General features: G+C 46.4%; 14 protein-coding genes. 4 read left to right on the forward strand and 10 right to left on the reverse strand.

Annotated elements, in window-relative coordinates; all coding sequences use genetic code 11:
* Positions 1 to 31: 31 nt before the first annotated feature.
* The gene (locus PV783_RS19245; protein WP_227024525.1) at positions 32 to 1,729 is read right to left on the reverse strand and encodes a S8 family peptidase; all 1,698 of its coding nucleotides are present in this window, start codon (positions 1,727 to 1,729) and stop codon (positions 32 to 34) included.
* Between the two features lie 347 nt (positions 1,730 to 2,076).
* Here PV783_RS19245 and PV783_RS19250 point away from each other — a divergent pair, with 347 nt between their 5' ends.
* The gene (locus PV783_RS19250) at positions 2,077 to 2,610 is read left to right on the forward strand and encodes a phosphoglycerate mutase family protein (RefSeq protein WP_079467440.1); all 534 of its coding nucleotides are present in this window, start codon (positions 2,077 to 2,079) and stop codon (positions 2,608 to 2,610) included.
* 359 nt (positions 2,611 to 2,969) lie between these two features.
* On the opposite strand, the gene PV783_RS19255 is transcribed toward PV783_RS19250, so the two are convergent.
* From PV783_RS19255 to panC, 9 genes are all read right to left on the reverse strand, one after another.
* The gene (locus PV783_RS19255) at positions 2,970 to 4,496 is read right to left on the reverse strand and encodes an aldehyde dehydrogenase family protein (protein ID WP_079467439.1); all 1,527 of its coding nucleotides are present in this window, start codon (positions 4,494 to 4,496) and stop codon (positions 2,970 to 2,972) included.
* 23 nt (positions 4,497 to 4,519) lie between these two features.
* Positions 4,520 to 5,410, reverse strand: coding sequence for a DUF1338 domain-containing protein (locus PV783_RS19260; protein WP_111578090.1), 891 nt, complete (start codon positions 5,408 to 5,410; stop codon positions 4,520 to 4,522).
* An 18-nt stretch (positions 5,411 to 5,428) separates the two neighbouring features.
* Entirely contained in the window at positions 5,429 to 6,499 is a 1,071-nt protein-coding gene (locus tag PV783_RS19265; RefSeq protein ID WP_079467437.1) for a saccharopine dehydrogenase family protein, read from the reverse strand.
* Positions 6,500 to 6,930: 431 nt separating this feature from the next.
* Complete coding sequence (panB, locus tag PV783_RS19270; RefSeq protein ID WP_079467436.1) at positions 6,931 to 7,746, reverse strand: 3-methyl-2-oxobutanoate hydroxymethyltransferase; 816 nt, start codon at positions 7,744 to 7,746, stop codon at positions 6,931 to 6,933.
* A gap of 95 nt (positions 7,747 to 7,841) precedes the next feature.
* Positions 7,842 to 8,729 carry an exopolyphosphatase gene (locus tag PV783_RS19275; RefSeq protein ID WP_079467435.1) on the reverse strand — a complete coding sequence of 296 codons (888 nt, stop codon included), beginning with the start codon at positions 8,727 to 8,729 and terminating at the stop codon, positions 7,842 to 7,844.
* A gap of 45 nt (positions 8,730 to 8,774) precedes the next feature.
* Positions 8,775 to 10,919 (reverse strand): polyphosphate kinase 1, encoded by a 2,145-nt coding sequence (ppk1, locus tag PV783_RS19280; RefSeq protein ID WP_420989212.1) that lies wholly within the window; start codon positions 10,917 to 10,919, stop codon positions 8,775 to 8,777.
* A gap of 134 nt (positions 10,920 to 11,053) precedes the next feature.
* Entirely contained in the window at positions 11,054 to 12,064 is a 1,011-nt protein-coding gene (locus PV783_RS19285; RefSeq protein WP_420989213.1) for a lysylphosphatidylglycerol synthase transmembrane domain-containing protein, read from the reverse strand.
* 50 nt (positions 12,065 to 12,114) lie between these two features.
* Positions 12,115 to 12,459, reverse strand: a complete 345-nt coding sequence (panD, locus tag PV783_RS19290; protein WP_420989214.1) for an aspartate 1-decarboxylase — start codon at positions 12,457 to 12,459, stop codon at positions 12,115 to 12,117.
* Positions 12,460 to 12,574: 115 nt separating this feature from the next.
* Complete coding sequence (panC, locus tag PV783_RS19295) at positions 12,575 to 13,438, reverse strand: pantoate--beta-alanine ligase (RefSeq protein WP_420989215.1); 864 nt, start codon at positions 13,436 to 13,438, stop codon at positions 12,575 to 12,577.
* A 110-nt stretch (positions 13,439 to 13,548) separates the two neighbouring features.
* On the opposite strand from panC, the gene PV783_RS19300 reads away from it, so the two are divergent.
* The 3 genes from PV783_RS19300 to metK all read left to right on the forward strand — a co-directional run bounded on the left by PV783_RS19300 (position 13,549) and on the right by metK (position 17,103).
* Positions 13,549 to 14,367, forward strand: a complete 819-nt coding sequence (locus PV783_RS19300; RefSeq protein WP_079467430.1) for a glycogen/starch synthase — start codon at positions 13,549 to 13,551, stop codon at positions 14,365 to 14,367.
* Between the two features lie 96 nt (positions 14,368 to 14,463).
* The gene (locus tag PV783_RS19305; protein ID WP_079467429.1) at positions 14,464 to 15,825 is read left to right on the forward strand and encodes a DUF4270 family protein; all 1,362 of its coding nucleotides are present in this window, start codon (positions 14,464 to 14,466) and stop codon (positions 15,823 to 15,825) included.
* A 21-nt stretch (positions 15,826 to 15,846) separates the two neighbouring features.
* Positions 15,847 to 17,103 (forward strand): methionine adenosyltransferase, encoded by a 1,257-nt coding sequence (metK, locus tag PV783_RS19310; protein ID WP_079467428.1) that lies wholly within the window; start codon positions 15,847 to 15,849, stop codon positions 17,101 to 17,103.
* Positions 17,104 to 17,291: the final 188 nt, after the last annotated feature.

Below are 17,291 nucleotides of genomic sequence, written 5' to 3' on the forward strand. Positions count from 1 at the left end.
AAAATTCCCGCCCTTTTTTATACTGATTGAATTAGTTCTTTTTGATAGCCTTTATTTTTGCCTTGTGCTGTTTTTTACCTTTCACATTTTCACCTTTGATAGTAGCCGCCAGCTTTAATGCTTCATAGGCATTGATCATTCCACCGGTGATAGACAGATCCGCAAAATTTACCTTTTCATCAGATGTACCTGGTTTATTTACTTCAGTAGTACCACCCGGTAATGGTGTAGCGCTTTTTTCCAGTACATATTTCAGCTGCCTGGCGCTGAGTTCCGGATAATAGGAGAGTACCAGTGCTGCTACGCCCGCTACCACAGGGCTGGCCATGCTGGTACCGCTGGCGCTGCCGTATTTGTTGCCACCCGGAATAGTAGAGTAGATTTGCACACCAGGCGCAAAAAGATCCACGCTTTTCTTACCATAGTTAGAGAAAGGAGCCACTTTATCGTTGCCCAATCCTGTATTGCTTGCGCCTACAGTAATCACATTGGTGGCAATGGTGCCATCCAGGTAATTGGGGTTAGGATAGTTGGCAACGGAGTCGTTGTTGCTGCCGTCGTTACCGGCTGCGTGTATCAGCAATACGCCTTTTTCTTCTGCATATTTAATAGCCGCATCCACCCAATCCTTATGAGGCGAGAACGGTTTGCCAAAGCTCATATTAATGATCTGCGCGCCATTGTCTACCGCATAACGGATGGCCAGGGCCACATCTTTATCTCTTTCATCGCCATCCGGTACGGCTTTTACCGCCATGATGCGCACATTGTCGGCCACGCCGTCCATACCTACGCCATTGTTCCTGGCAGCTGCAATGATACCGGAAACGTGCGTACCGTGGAAACCAAAGGTACCCATCACGTCGTTATTGCCGTATTTGTTATCGTTGATATCGTCGAGGTTGTCGCCTACAATCCTTTCCCTGTTGGCGTTTGGCGCTACTTCTGTACTTTCTGCCTTACGCTTCAGTTCATTCATGTATTCGTCGAATTCCATTTTGAACTCGCCGAAAGTAGCGGGTTCATCACCGGCGCTTTTCAGCAAACGGCTCATGAAATTACGCGCCAGCAATACGTCCTGGTTGGTTGTTTGAATACTGTCCAGCTGGGCTACATTGAAATCATCCTTGCCCAGGTAGGTTTTCAGGATGGATTCACACTTGTTCACGTTTTCCTGGAGCTTCGACATGCTTTTGTATTGCATCTTAAACTGGGAATTGGGCTTCTCAATTTTCGACTGCAACTGCTGCCAGATGGCATATTCTTTTGAATCTTTTGCCAGTGCGGAATCCGGGTTGCCATAAAGGCTTTTGTAGCGGTAGTATTCACGGGCGGCTTCTTCAGAGTCTTCTTTCAGGCTGCTGCCGTCTTTACCACCCAGGAAGTTCCAGCCATGAATATCGTCCACATATCCATTACGGTCGTCATCCTTGCCGTTACCTGGAATTTCGCGGGTGTTGGTCCACAGTATGCTTTTGAGATCTTCATGCGTGGTGTCAATACCAGAGTCGATCACCGCCACAATAACAGGTGTACTTTTCTTCCCTTTTAACAATTCCTTATAGGCCTTTTCTGTTGACGTACCAAATACACTGTCGGTATCGTAACTCAACAACTGCCAGTTTTTGGGTATCTGGGGTTTACTCTGCGCTTCAGTATTTGTTGTAAATGCAGTCATCAATGCAACACACCCTGCCAGGACTGCAACCTCTCGGCTTAACAATTTCATGTTCAATAATTTTCCCTATAAAAAACAACTAAAAATATCATGATGATAAGATTAAAGGTATAGAAAAAGCGGTATAACATTAAATTTTAATGATAAACGCGCTATATATTGGTTGATTGGGAGATTGGAGGGTTTTCCGGGCATTCCGGTGACGGGCATTGTTTACGTCTATCTTATCCTGATTTGCTTGCCGGACATAGCCCGTAACCACCTGTCACAATCCCTTTTGCAATTGTTCCCGGCTGTCTTAATTTTAACCTGTTCTTATTCCTCATACCCCTCATCTGCCAGATCTTCGTTCGGGATTATTACAGGTATCGTATTTCATTTATTTAAATCTACCAATCATGTTAAAAGCTGTTCTCATGGCCACTTTGCTGGCTACCGGCACACCTGTGTCTGCCGCTGAACCTGAAGTAACCACCCTCATTTTTGTGAATGCTGCGGAAATGGAATCATCCCCATCAGCAGATCCCGGCCTCAGTGCCACAGGGCTGGAACAGGCCACCCAACTGGCGTCTTCCCTGGAAGGAACGGAGATCTCCGCCATTTACACCACCTATCTGAACCGTGCCGTGCAAACGGTTACCCCGCTCTCAAAGGCGCACCAGCAGCAGCTGGACTACTTCCGGTTAAACGGTGATCCCGAGCAAACAACCGCCACCCTTAAAGACATGATAAAGAAAAATAAGGGCAAAACGATTGTTATTTGCAGCGTTCCTGAAAATATTACTGCGATGTTACAGCATGCGGGCGTAAAGGGCAAAATCATGAAAACACTGTATGATAAAGGATCCGGGCAGGTTTTAGTGGTGAAACACAGTGGTAATAATACGGCAGTAGCACAAAAGTTGAATATGAATATTCAAAAAAAAGTCTAATATTTATATCCGGAAGAGTTTCTAATGGCTTCCCGCCATTTCTAACTTTTCTCATAAGCATGGTTTCCGTTTAACGAAAAGCGGGGTTCTCTAACCTCGCTACTATTTTTAAAACCTTGCCGCCGTCGGTGTATGTAGAGAAAAGCAACGCAGGTTGCTGAAACGTTTTTGACACGTAGTAATTTTATCAACCGCTTTTAAAAATCTGATCGGGTAGCATCTCCTGTCACGAAAATTAAAAGCTCCGGGGCAAGCGCCTCGGAGCTGGATGATCCGGAAAAATTTACAGTAAAAATATTGTTGTCAGCTATCCGTTTTGGGGTATTTGTACCTGCAAACGGATAGCTGATTTATTTACATCAGAGATCAAATTTGATGCCCTGTGCCAGTGGGAGACTGTTGGAATAGTTGATGGTATTGGTTTGCCGGCGCATGTAAGCTCTCCACGCATCGGAGCCACTTTCACGGCCACCGCCGGTTTCTTTTTCACCGCCGAAAGCGCCGCCTATTTCAGCGCCGGATGTGCCGATATTTACATTGGCAATACCACAGTCGGATCCTGCATTGGAAAGGAACTGTTCTGCTTCGCGGAGGTTCAGCGTCATGATGGCAGAGGAAAGCCCCTGCGGCACATCATTCTGCATGGCAATGGCTTCGGCCAGCGTAGCGTATTTCATGACGTACAAAATAGGCGCAAAGGTTTCGTGCTGTACTATGGCGTAAGTGTTTTCCACCGCTGCAATGCAGGGTTTCACATAGCATCCGGATTCATAACCCGGGCCGGACAATACACCGCCTTCCACGAGAAAGGAACCGCCCTGTTGTTTTACCTGTTCTATTGAGCTGAGATAAGCATCCACGGCGGCTTTGTCGATCAACGGACCTACGTGGTTGTGTTGATCCAGCGGGTTGCCGATACGCAACTGAGCGTACGCTTTTACCAGCCGCGCGGTAAACGCATCATACACACTTTCATGGATGATAAGCCTGCGGGTAGAGGTGCAACGCTGCCCGGCGGTACCCACGGCGCCAAACACGGCGCCAATGAGCGACATATCCAGGTCGGCATCCTGTGAAATAATGATGGCATTATTACCGCCCAGTTCCAGCAGGGAGCGTCCTAAACGCTCGCCTACGGCAGCTCCTACGGCTTTACCCATGCGGGTGGATCCGGTGGCGGAAACCAGCGGAATTCGTTTGTCGTGCGCCAGCCATTCACCTGCATCACGGTTGCCGGTTACCAGGCAGGAAACGCCTTCCGGTACTTTGTTGGCGGCGAATACATTGGCTACTATATGCTGACAGGCTAAGGCCGTAACAGGTGTTTTTTCAGAAGGCTTCCAGATACATACGTTTCCGCAAACCCATGCCAGCATGGAGTTCCAGCTCCAAACTGCTACCGGGAAGTTAAAGGCGGAAATAATACCGGTAATACCCAGCGGATGCCACTGCTCATACATCCGGTGACCCGGACGCTCAGAGTGCATCGTTAAGCCATGCAGCTGCCTGGAGAGGCCCACTGCGAAGTCGCAGATGTCGATCATCTCCTGTACTTCTCCATATCCTTCCTGCAAACTCTTTCCCATTTCATAGGATACCAGTTTCCCAAGATGTTCTTTATGTTCACGGAGGGCTACCCCGATCTGTCGTACTATTTCGCCCCTTTTGGGCGCGGGCCATGTGCGCCATTCCTTGAAAGCCTCCTGGGCCACGGCTACTACCTGGTCATAATCTTCCCGGTTAGCGCTTCTGACGGTAATAATCTTCTTATTATTTACCGGCGAAACTGAGGTGATTTCCTCGCCGTGAGCCGGCAACCAGTGGGTTCCCGTGCTGATACCACTTTGTGCCGCAGTGATGCCAAATGCTTTTAAGATGTCTTCCATTGTTGGTGTATTAATAAACTAAATTAGGAACTTTTTTTTGTTTGGGCGGCGTAGGTGCTTTCAAAGATCTTATCGGCGTTGCCGGCTTCAAAACCTTCCCTGCGGTGTTCCCGGCGTATTTCGCTGGCAGGTAAATGCGCAAATGCAGGGAGTACCTTTCTTTCAGCAAACTCCACATAGGAGCCGGCGATGGGGAATTGTTCCCCGCCCGAAAAAGTAGCAGTGATCATGCCTGCAACTGTGGCGCTTTGCAGCAATCTGCCATCCGGACTGGTTTTAATTTTACCACCGGAGTCGTTGAGATGAAAGCCATGTTTCTCCAGGAACTGGTTGAAATCGGCCACGGTATTATATCCCGGGGGAAGATTATGTACGCTTACGGTAAAGTGATTGAGGTAATAACGGTTGTAGATCACCCAGGCGGCGTACTCACTCTCCGCGGCCAGTACTTTGTAATCCGCCAGGGTAGGGGTTTGCCACAGGGCGCTGTGAAGGAAGGCATCTACAGCCTTGCTGTCGTCGAGGTCCAATGCATTCACCGGGTCAGTCTTCACTTCATCCGTGTAATGATGGATGATGGTTTGTGCAGCAGCACTCAGTTCGGCCACCCGCAGCTCACTGATAAAGATACGCGGGTATTGTGGCTCGGGCGGAGCATACCACCACGCATCCAGCTTCTTGGCAGGAAAGTGATACTTATCCATTTTCGTATAGCCGTAATGGAGAAATATCTTCTCGAGCGACTGTACCCCGAGCTGTGGTACACCCATTGTGCGGAAGGCGATGTGGTCATTCTCTATATCGTCTGCCTGCGTAATAATGCCTTCCTTTATCATGGCGGCGATAACGGCTCCAACATCCGGAACCCTTTGCTGATAGCGCTCCATCAGCCCGTTTAAAACATCTTTTAACATGACATACAGCTTTTAGGGCTAGTTATAATATACCGCAAAACGGTTGTTGATCAGGTCATTAAATGCCACGTCTTCCTGGCGCACAAAACCATTGGCTGGCAGCAGTCCTTTCGCATGCAGGTCTATCACTGCACAGGCCGCGCCGGCAGTGGTAAGTTGTATGGCGGTAAAGTCCCTGCCAGATACTGCCTGGTTATAGATCTTGCGTGAATAGGAACGTTGCACAGAGCGGCCGTTCACCATTCCCGATACCGATACAAAAACCAATACTACATCCTGCTGGGTGAAAGGTATGCTATCTTCCATAATCTCCTTCAGCATTTCTCTTTTTTTATTGAGTTTCAGCTCATTCAAAAGGATTTTCATCAGCTGGCAGTGACCCGGATAGCGCACGGTTTTGTAATCGAGATTGTACACTTTACGGTCCAGGATTTCAGCGAGGGCGCCCAGTCCGCCGGAGGTATTAAACGCCTCATATTCCACGCCATCAAGGGCAAAGCGCTCGTAGCCTTCCATTGGCATTACCTCTTTGCGTTCGCCTTCGTGAATGGCATCGCAGGGGTTGCAGTATTCGTTGATCAGTCCATCGGTGCTCCAGGTGAGGTTATACATGAGGCTGTTGGTAGGAAACTGTGGCAGCGCGCCTACACGGAGGCGAACAGCGTCCAGCGTATCAAACTGTTTGGCAATATCATGTGCGGCGATGCTGATGAAACCAGGGGCCAGTCCGCATTGCGGCATGAAGCTTACATTGGCTTGTGCGGCAATTTCGCGGATGGCATTGGTAGTAGCTACATCTTCTGTTAAATCAAAATAATGGGTGTTGGCTTTGGCGGCTGCGGTAGCAATTTTTACGTTCAGGAAAAAGGGGCAGGCGCTCAGCACCATGTCCTGTTCCTGCAATGCCTGCTGCAGCGAGGTGGCATTGTTTACATCCAGTACTGTTTTGCGGATACGGGCGTCAGTGCATTTCTGCAGCAGGGCGTTGTTGCTGTCGGCCAGCGTTACTTCATAGTCGCCGGACTGTTGCAGTAAGAAGGCCGCGGTTTCGCCGATCTTACCGGCGCCAATAATCATTACACGTTTCATAATCTGTTTGGAATTATAGTGAAGAGGGAAGCATGTTTTGCTTCCGGAATAAATAATAATAAACGACGCTTCCCTTAACTACGTATACCCATCACTGTTATACACGAACCAATGCATTTGCGGATGGATTGAAAACAAACCAATGCAAATCATCTGTTGTGATGAAAGTCAGTATTGCAGATACAATAGCATTACAAACCGCTAAGCGGCGCTGCAGGAAAGGAAAAGAATAGAAAGGAAGTGCTACCTATGGCACATGGGAGCAGGTGCTCCGCAGATAGGAGAGTAAAGAGAGTTGTATGTTTAACAGGTAGTTCATTCAACTTATAAAGTGCGAAGCGAATATAGGGAATTTATATTAAATACAAATGACGAATTTGTATGGAGATAATGATCTCTCTGCAAATCCGTCATTCTTACTTATTATTTAATCAGTACTGTTCATTTTCATTCGGGAAATCTTTGGATTTTACATCATTGATGTATGCCTGGGTGGCGCCAAAGATCTGGCTGTAAAGGTCGAGATACCGACGGAGGAAACGTGGTTTGAACTCCTTATTAATGCCGAGCATATCGTGCATTACCAGTACCTGTCCATCCACATACCTGCCTGCACCGATGCCAATGATGGGAATTTCCACGGTTTCGGCAACGATCTTCGCCAGTGATGCCGGGATCTTTTCCAGTACAATGGCAAAGCAGCCGGCTTCCTGCAACAGTTTCGCGTCCTTGATCAGCTTATTGGCTTCTGCTTCTTCCGTAGCGCGTACGGCGTAGGTACCAAACTTATAAATCGACTGGGGTGTAAGTCCCAGGTGGCCCATTACCGGAACACCGGCGGAGATAATACGTTTTACGGATTCAATGATTTCTTCGCCGCCTTCAATTTTGATACCGTGGGCGCCTGTTTCTTTCATAATACGGATGGCAGATCCCAATGCTTCTTTGGAGTTCCCCTGGTAAGAGCCAAAGGGCAGATCCACGATCACAAAGCAGCGTTTAATAGCCCTGACTACGGAAGCGGCATGATAGATCATCTGGTCCAGCGTAATAGGAAGGGTGGTTTCATGACCCGCCATTACATTGGATGCAGAATCTCCCACCAGCAGGATATCAATGCCTGCATCATCAAAAATGCGGGCCATAGAATAATCATACGCAGTAAGCATGGAGATCTTTTCCCCGTCTACTTTCATCTTCTGCAGTATATGCGTAGTGACACGCTTTATTTCTTTATTCACAGACATAAGCAGTGAGCTTTTAGCATTTAGCTGTTAGCAATAACCGCAAAGGTGGCAATATAAAAAGATAAAAGAAAATGTTTTTTATGTACGGCCGGGGATCAGGAACTCACCGCGATTTCCTCATAAAGGGCATGAATAAGGCCATCTGCAAGCCCTATCTTGGGTACATATATTTCCGGCGTATCTGCCCAGCGCATAATATTTACATAGATCTGCAGGGCAGGAACAATCACGTCGGCGCGGTCTTCCCGCAGGCCGTACAGGTGAATACGTTCTTCCACGGTGAAGGCGCTGAACTCCTTGTAATAGTCTTTCAGCGTATCCAGTGAAAGGGGCTTGCCTTCTTTTCGTTTAGAGAGAGAGAATATTTTATTGATGTTACCACCGGAACCGATCGCAATCACGGGGCCGATGCCTTTGAGTTGTTGTTTAAGAAAGTCTTTCAGCTGCTGCCAGTGCGCTTCGGTTACCTGTTGCTGCAGCAGCCGGATCGTGCCTATATTAAAGGATTCTTTAAAGATTTGTTTGCCTGCGCTGAAAAGGGTGATTTCTGTGCTGCCGCCGCCTACATCGATGTAGAGGTACGACTTTGTTTTATCCATGTTTTCAGCCACATGGTTTTCGTAAATAAAAGCAGCTTCTTCCTGCCCTGTAATAATCTGTATATCGATGCCGGTTTGTGCTTTTACCTCCTGCAGGATACCCACGCCGTTGCTGGCGTCGCGCATGGCAGAGGTGGCGCATGCCTTGAGATATTTCACCTCGTATACATCCAGCAACAGCTTATAGGCCCGGATGGTGTCAATAAGATGTGTGGCCTTTTTGTCTGAAATAACCTGGTTGTTAAATACGTCGAAACCCAGCCGTAACGGTACTCTTACCAGGTTTAGCTTGGTAAAGTCCATTACACCCGCACTATTCGGCGATGCTTCAGAGATGAGCAATCTGGCAGCATTGGAGCCTATATCAATCGCAGCTAATTTCATCTGTCAGTCGTTAGATCAAAAGGGCAAAAGTATAACTTTTTAAAGTTAATGGTATTCTTTTTCGTGAAGGTATTTATAGATCTCTATCTGTGTACGGATCTTTTTATCACCTGCTTTCTTATATTCATTTTTCTGCTCGTTGTCCAGTATACGGGCTTTTACATTACCGCTGAGCTGAATATTCATGATGTCTATCAGTTCCTTGCGTATAGCCGGGTCCGTTATAGGCGCGGCAGCCTCCACACGGTGATCGAGATTACGGATCATCCAGTCGCACGAAGCAATGTATACCTTTTCCTGTCCCCCGTGGTGAAAAATAAATACGCGGGCATGTTCCAGGTATTCATCCACAATGCTTACTGCGGTGATATTCTTCTTCCACTTTTTATTTTCCGTATAGGCGCAACAGATACCTCTTATCACCATCTTCACTTCCACGCCGGCTTTCGCGGCTTCATACAGTTTGGCGATGAGGGCGGCATCAGAAAGTGAATTCATTTTAATGGTGATAGCCGCTTTCTTTTTATGTTTTGCATTCTTGATTTCCCGGTCCATCAGGCGGAGGAAGGTATCGCGCATGTTAAACGGACTAACCGGGAGGGTTTTGCAGCCCTGCAGGATTTTGATATCATGACGCGTATTTTCCAGGTAGGAAAAGATGCGGTTCATATCGGCAATGATAGCGCGGTTGGTGGTGAGCAGGCAGTGATCGCCGTATACCCTGGCTGTTCTTTCGTTGAGATTACCGGTGCTTACAAAGCCGCATTGCAGTGTTTTGGTACCAATCCGTTTTTTGATCACACACAGTTTGGCGTGGATCTTCATATTCGGGATACCCAATAACACTTTCACGCCTTCCTCTTCCAGTCTTGATTTCCAGTCGAGATTGGCGGCTTCATCAAAGCGCGCACGCAGCTCCAGTACTACGGTTACCTGTTTACCATTACGTACGGCATTCACCAGTGCATTTACTATTTTGGAATTACGGGCAAGCCTGTACGCAGTTATTTTTATAGAAGATACATTCGGATCTATCGCGGCTTCCCTCAGCAGGTCGATGATGGTATCAAACGAGTGATAGGGGAAGTGCAGCATTACATCCTGCTGTTGTATTACATGCATTACGCTTGGCGCATTAACAAACAGCGGATGGGTAAAGGTTTTACGGTGTAAATGAGGCGGGAAGATGGATTCCGGGAAATCCATAAAGTCTTTGAAGTTATGGATCCTGGCGCCTGGTATCAGGTTATCTTTTCCGGACAGGCCCTGTCTGCGCATCAGGTATTCCAGCAGCAGTGGGTCTATGTCCTTGTCATATACAAACCTTACCGGCTTGCCTTTACGGCGGTCTTTCAGTCCTTTTTCAATCTGGTGAATAAGACTGTCGGAAATATCATTATCAATATCCAGTTCCGCATCGCGCGTTACTTTGATGATGTGTGCGGAAAATTTATCGTAACCGAAATAGGAAAAGATATTGGGTAAGCAGAAGCGTACCAGGTCTTCCAGCAGGATGATATCATGTTCTCCGGGTTTGGAGGGCAGGATAATAAAGCGTGGAAGTACAGTGGTAGGTATTTCTATGAGTGCAAATTTTTGTCGTACAGAATTATCCTGGCGGGCCAGTACAATAGCCAGGTAAATAGATTTATCACGCAGGATAGGGAACTGTTGTATGCTTTCAATCATCAGGGGGATGATGTTGGTGCGTACCTGTTCATTGAAGTAGTTGAGTACAAATTTCTGTTGCTCGCGGTTAAGCTGCTTTTCCGTTCGCATGAAGATGTGCTGGGCTTCCAGTTCTTCCGCAATATCTTTCCACACGAGGTCAAATTCGCGCTGTTGCTCAATTACACGGGCCTGTATTTCATCCAGTATTTTATCAGGATTTTCTTCGAGATGCATTTTTCCGGCTTTACCGAAAGACATCATGCGTTTGAGGGTAGCTACTCTTACCCTGAAAAATTCATCAAGGTTATTGGAAAAGATGCCTAAGAAGCGGATACGCTCATGCAATGGAACGGTTTTGTCTGCTGCTTCCTGTAAAACCCTGGCATTAAAAGAGAGCCAGCTGATATCCCTGGCAATCATTTTCTTCTTCTCTGTAAGGGGCTTCTTGGTTGTTTTTTTTGGTACTGTTACTTCGGGCATTGTCATAATATCAAGGTTCTCACCATTCGGCAAACGCATACGAACTTATTTACATTCAAAAAAATCACATCGTCTAAACCACGATGATACAGCTTTCGCTTTAATTGAAGTATTAAATTAAAGTTAAAGAAAATAGGGGAGAATGTGGCGAAGGGGATTTCCCTTCGCTTAACTTAACTACGTGCAGGAAGTTTTTTATTGTAAACAGGTAGCGCCACCAGGCTGATGAAGCCGAGCAGGATCACCAGCACTGTTTGTGCCACCCAGATGATCCAGCCAAAGGCAAAGCCGATAGCTAAAGGGATACCATACAGCTCCAGTGATTTCTGTACCAGGGGCTGGTAAGCGCCAATACCGCCGGGGGTAACGATCATGCCTACACTACCAATCATCAGTACGGCGAGAGCTGCGCTGATGCCCAGGTGGCTGGTTTCTTTCAGACAGAAGAACCCGATGTATACCTGCGACAGGTAGCAGGACCAGATCAACACCGTATGTATCAGGAACCAACCTTTCTTTTCCATTTTGCCGATAGAAAGAATGCCTTCCATGATACCTCTTGCAAGGTTTTTAATGGTGATAGCTACTTTGGATCTGGCAAATTTTTTCAGTAGCCAGAGTAAAAGCAGTATTACGCCGGCGAGTATAACGATGCCTATCAGCAGTTGTATACCATTGGCGTGTGCTATTTTGTTGGATACCGGTACGAAGATCGATTCGTTGACATAGGAGCCGAGAACATCCAGCTGGGTGAGCACGGTGAGGGCCATGAGCAGGAGCAGGCAAACCATATCTACTGCGCGTTCCGCGATCATGGTGCCTACGAGTTTGTCGGCCGGCACCTTTTCATACTGGGCCAGTATCCCGCAGCGGGTTACTTCTCCCAGGCGGGGTACCGCGAGGTTGGCAAGATAGCCTACCATTACCGCAAAAAAGGTATTTAATGTGGTGGGCTGATGACCCAGTGGTTTCATCAGCAGTTTCCATCTTACGGCCCTGAACCAGTGACTGGCAATACCGATGGTCATGGTGGGTATAAGCAGCCAGTAATTGGCTTTACGGAAAGCGGTATTGATCTGTTCCCATTGTTCTGTTGTGATGTCTTTGGTAAAAAGCCATATCAACAGCACCCCGATGCCGAAAAAGCAAATAAACTTAATGACGTTCTTAAGCGTTTTGGGCATGATCCAAAGTTGTTTTAGGGCGTTAGTTAAAAACAGGTACAGATACGGGTTTACAGTTTATTTCCTTCTTTGGGGAAAATGGCAACAGGTGTATATCTTTTCGCTTCTTCAAAATCCATAGTGGCATAGGAAATAATAATAACTATATCACCTGGGGCAACAAGACGGGCAGCGGGACCATTCATACAGATCACACCTGAACCACGTTTTCCTTTGATCACATAGGTTTCCAGGCGTTCTCCGTTATTTACGTTTAATACCTGCACTTTTTCATACTCGATTAAACCAGCGGCGTCCATAAGGTCTTCGTCAATCGTAATACTTCCAACATATTGCAGATTGGCTTCCGTCACAACCGCGCGGTGAATCTTACACTTTAAAATTTCGATTTGCATAATTTATACTGGCTTAGCGCTATAGAGCGTTTGCAAAGCTAGGGAAAAAATATGGAAGATCGAACAGGGGATGCAGCAGTAGTGCAGTGTCTGCTGCATCCCTTGCGGGATAAGGTTAGAGGCTGCCCTGCAGTATCATGTTGTCGATGAGCCGGACGCCATCGAGCCAGGCTGCAACGGCAACAACTACGGTAGCATTTCCGGGCGGCTGATCCAGGGGAACGAGGGTATCATTATCCAGCCGGAGGATATCCACGTATTCCGGTTCAAAGCCTTGTTTTTTGAGTGTATCAAAAGCTTCATGGGCGCCTTCCATAAAGTGAAGGCCTTTCCCGAAGTTGTTTTTTATGTGAAGAAGGGCCTGGTAGATCCCCACAGCTTTTTTCCGGGCGGCGGGAGAGAGGCGCGCATTGCGGCTGCTCATGGCCAAACCATCTTTTTCCCTTTCGGTAGGACACACCACCAGCTTTACCGGGGAATGGGTTATGGCGAGGAGCCGGCGGATGATAAGACATTGCTGCAGATCTTTTTGTCCCATAAAAAGCTGGTCAGGTTGCACAATATCCAGTAACTTGTGTACAATACGACCCACGCCCTGAAAATGCCCTGGGCGGAATTTGCCTTCAAGGATAGTTTCCAGGTCGCCGAAGTCATAATGCAGATCGCTTTCCAGACCTTCGGGATACATTTCCTCTACGGATGGCAAAAAAAGTATATCTGTCGATACATTATTTAATTTTTTTATATCCTCTTCTATTGTGATGGGATATTTTTCAAAATCTTTTGGATCATTAAACTGAGTTGGATTGACAAAGATGCTGCAAACGACCACATCATTTTTTTGCCGGGTTGCCTGAATAAGTGACAGGTGACCGGCATGGAGGGCTCCCATAGTGGGCACAAAACCAATGCTTTTGTTGCTTTTTCTTACCAGGTCCAGGTGCTTCTTCAGGTCCGTGCTGCGCTTAAATAGATACATAAATCATTGCTTAAAAGGATGTTAAAACTGACAGATTGACCAATATTCCGTAAAAAATCCGTAATTTTGCAAGCCAAATTAAAAATTACTGCATTAATAATCAGCGTTAAATGTCCACAAAGAAAAGAATTCTTTTTATTGCCCAAGAGATGTCGCCGTACCTGGAATTGAGTGATTACGCGGCAATGGTCAATAAAATGGCAATTAAGTCCAATGAGGCTGGCCTGGAAGTGAGAGTGATCATGCCTAGATTTGGAATTATTAATGAGAGAAGACACCGTTTGCACGAGGTCGTAAGATTGTCGGGGATCAACATTGTGATTGACGGGGATGATTACCCGTTGATTATCAAGGTGGCTTCACTTCCAAACGCCCGGTTGCAGGTTTACTTCCTGGATAATGAAGATTATTTTAAGCGTAAAACTGTGTTTGCCGATGAAAACGAAGAGTTTTTTGACGACAACGCAGCGAGAGCTGTCTTCTTTTGCAAAGGAGCCCTGGAAACGGTGAAAAAGTTCGGATGGCCTCCGGACATCATTCATTGCAGTGGCTGGATGACCTCTCTGATACCTATGTATCTGAAAACGGCTTATAAAAAAGAGCCTGTCTTTGCCAATTCAAAGATCATATATTCGCTGACTCCCAATACATTCAAGGAAAAGTTAGGCACTACCTTTGTTAAGAAGGCCACAATCAGTAACCAGATCAAGGAAAAAGATATGGAACTGTTTAAGGAAGGTACCAACACTGCACTGAACAGGGGAGCGGCAAAATACGCGGACGCGGTTGTACTGGCCGGTGATAAACTGGAAAAGAAAGTAGTGGACGAAGTGAAAGCGGAAAAAGGAAAGATCATTCTGCCGTTTAAAAAAGACAACGATGATCTGGGCGATTACCTGCAATTGTATAATCAACTGCTGGGTAAATAACCATCAAGTCCACCTTTAAAGCGAGTTGAAGCGTATTTAAAGCGTATTAAAAGCATGTTCGGGCAGTAAAACCAATACTCACTAACAACATAACGCGTGAAGATCAATTTCAGGAACCTTAGCTTCTTAGCTACCTATATTACTCTGCTGTACGGAGCAACCGGTTGTAACAAATCCACTATCCTGGGAAGTGGTTTAATTCCTCCCGGCGATTTTGTGAATGCACAGGACACAACGCTCACAGGTATTATTGCCAACAACATACTCCGGTATGATTCCTCTATTTTAAACGGACAAAACGCCTATAATAAAATCCTGGGATCTGTTACCACCGACCCTGTTTTTGGGAGAACTCACGCTTTCGTATACACGCAGGTATCGTTACCCAAAAGCGCCTTTACCTTTGAAGGTACCGGTCAAACACTGGATTCCGTTGTATTGTCGCTGAGCTACAGTGGCTATACCGGTGATTCTTCCTCACCTCAAACCTTCCGGGTGTACCGGATGGCTGAAACCGGGTTCACCATCGACTCCAATTACGCTTATAACAAAGCCCTGGCTTATAACCCGGGAGAGTTACTGGGTACTGCTACCGTTACGCCACTGTCGCTCCGTGACTCCGTAAGCGTTTATGGTACGAAGGAAACCGCCCAGCTGCGTATTAAACTGAGCACCGCTTTCGGTAACCAGCTGCTGAGCCAGAAGTCTGATGGCGCCTTTGCCACAGATTCCTCTTTCCGCGCTTACCTGAAAGGGTTTGCCATTGTACCGGACACCAACCTCGGTACCAACAGGAACATGATTTACCTGAACCTAAACAATACCAACACGAAGCTGACGGTGTTCTACAAAAACACCACAGCCGATTCGCTCCGCGCTACCATGTCGTTCGATCAGTATGCCAGCGCCCATGCCAATTACTTCACCCGTAATTACAATGGTTCACAGGCCGCCAGGTTTATCAATACCAGCAACCCGAACGGGGATAGTATCCTCTTCCTGAACGCTGCACCGGGGCTGTTTACCAACCTGACGATACCTGGCCTGGAAAACTTCCCGAATGTATTGATCAATAAAGCTGAGCTGGTGATTACACAAATAACTTCCGGCCCAAGTGATATGAATAATATATTTATTGAACCAGGAAGCTTATCTTTACGCCAGTATACAAACGGTGATACCACCAAGATCCCCGCAGACTATTATACAGGAGGAGGCGCAGCCTATTTCGGCGGCACCCGCCAGGTGATTACCAACTTTGGAGGCGTACAGGTGGTGCAATACACCTTTAACCTCGCCAATACCATGCAGCGGTTTATCAGGAAACTGGATCCCAACAAGGGTTTCAAGCTTGAAGGATATTCGCCGTTGTACATGGATCTGAACCGTGTGAAAGTAGGTGGTAGTAACCTGTCACAGTATAATATCAAGCTCAGAATTATTTACACTAAACCATAAAACTACTAATCCCAGTTTTTTATGCCTTATTTATTTACATCTGAATCCGTTTCAGAAGGACATCCTGATAAAGTAGCTGATCAGATCTCTGACGCTTTGATCGACAACTTTCTGGCATACGATGCAAAATCTAAAGTAGCTTGTGAAACGCTTGTAACTACCGGCCAGGTTGTTTTGGCAGGTGAGGTGAAATCAGAGGCATACCTTGATGTGCAGGACATTGCAAGAGAAGTAATCCGTAAAATTGGCTATACCAAGAGTGAGTACATGTTTGAAGCGAATTCCTGTGGAATTCTTTCTGCCATACATGAACAATCTCCGGATATCAACCAGGGCGTTGACCGTAAATCTCCGGAAGAACAAGGTGCAGGAGATCAGGGTATGATGTTTGGTTATGCTACCCGCGAAACAGAAAACTACATGCCGCTGGCACTGGATCTGGCACACAAACTGTTGCTGGAACTCGCTGTACTCCGTCGTGAAAATAAAGAAATCAAATACCTGCGCCCGGATGCCAAATCCCAGGTAACCATCGAATATTCTGATGATAATAAACCGGTAAGAATCGATTCTATCGTGATTTCTACCCAGCACGATGATTTCGATGCTGATGAGAAAATGCTGGCAAAGATCAAGGAAGATATGATCAATATCCTGATCCCCCGCGTAAAAGCACAGCTGAAACCGGAACTGCAAAAACTGTTTGAAGGCTTTGATATCAATCACCATATCAACCCAACCGGTAAATTTGTAATCGGTGGCCCTCACGGTGATACCGGCTTAACCGGCCGCAAAATCATCGTAGACACCTACGGTGGTAAAGGTGCTCACGGTGGTGGCGCTTTCTCCGGTAAAGATCCTTCCAAAGTAGACCGTTCCGCTGCTTATGCAACCCGTCATATCGCCAAAAACATGGTGGCTGCAGGTGTGTGCGACGAAATACTGGTACAGGTGTCCTACGCTATCGGTGTAGCTAAACCATGCGGTATTTATGTAAACACCAACGGTACCTCCAAAGTGAAACTGAACGATGGCGAGATTGCAAAGAAGATTGAAGAGATCTTTGACCTGCGTCCTTATGCGATCGAGCAAAGACTGAAACTGCGCAACCCTATCTACAGCGAAACTGCTGCTTATGGTCACATGGGCCGCGAACCTAAAGTGGTTACCAAAGTATTCAACAAAGGCAAGAAACACGAGAAGAGTGTGGAAGTTGAGCTGTTTACCTGGGAGAAGCTGGATTACGTTGATAAAGTAAAAGCAGCTTTCGGTTTATAGTCATTCCGGAAGTATTATATATAATTACAAACTGGCCGTTTCAACTATTGAGACGGCTTTTTTGTTTAGAGCCTGTACCTTTTTATTCATTTGTGCTTCATTTTATCACATTTTTAGAATGTGGAAAAGTTTTTCAATTTTTTTATAAAAAGTTCAAAAAAAGTTACATATTACTATTGATTTTATAG

The sequence above is a fragment of the Chitinophaga sp. CC14 genome (assembly GCF_048957795.1).
Lineage (GTDB): Bacteria > Bacteroidota > Bacteroidia > Chitinophagales > Chitinophagaceae > Chitinophaga > Chitinophaga ginsengisegetis.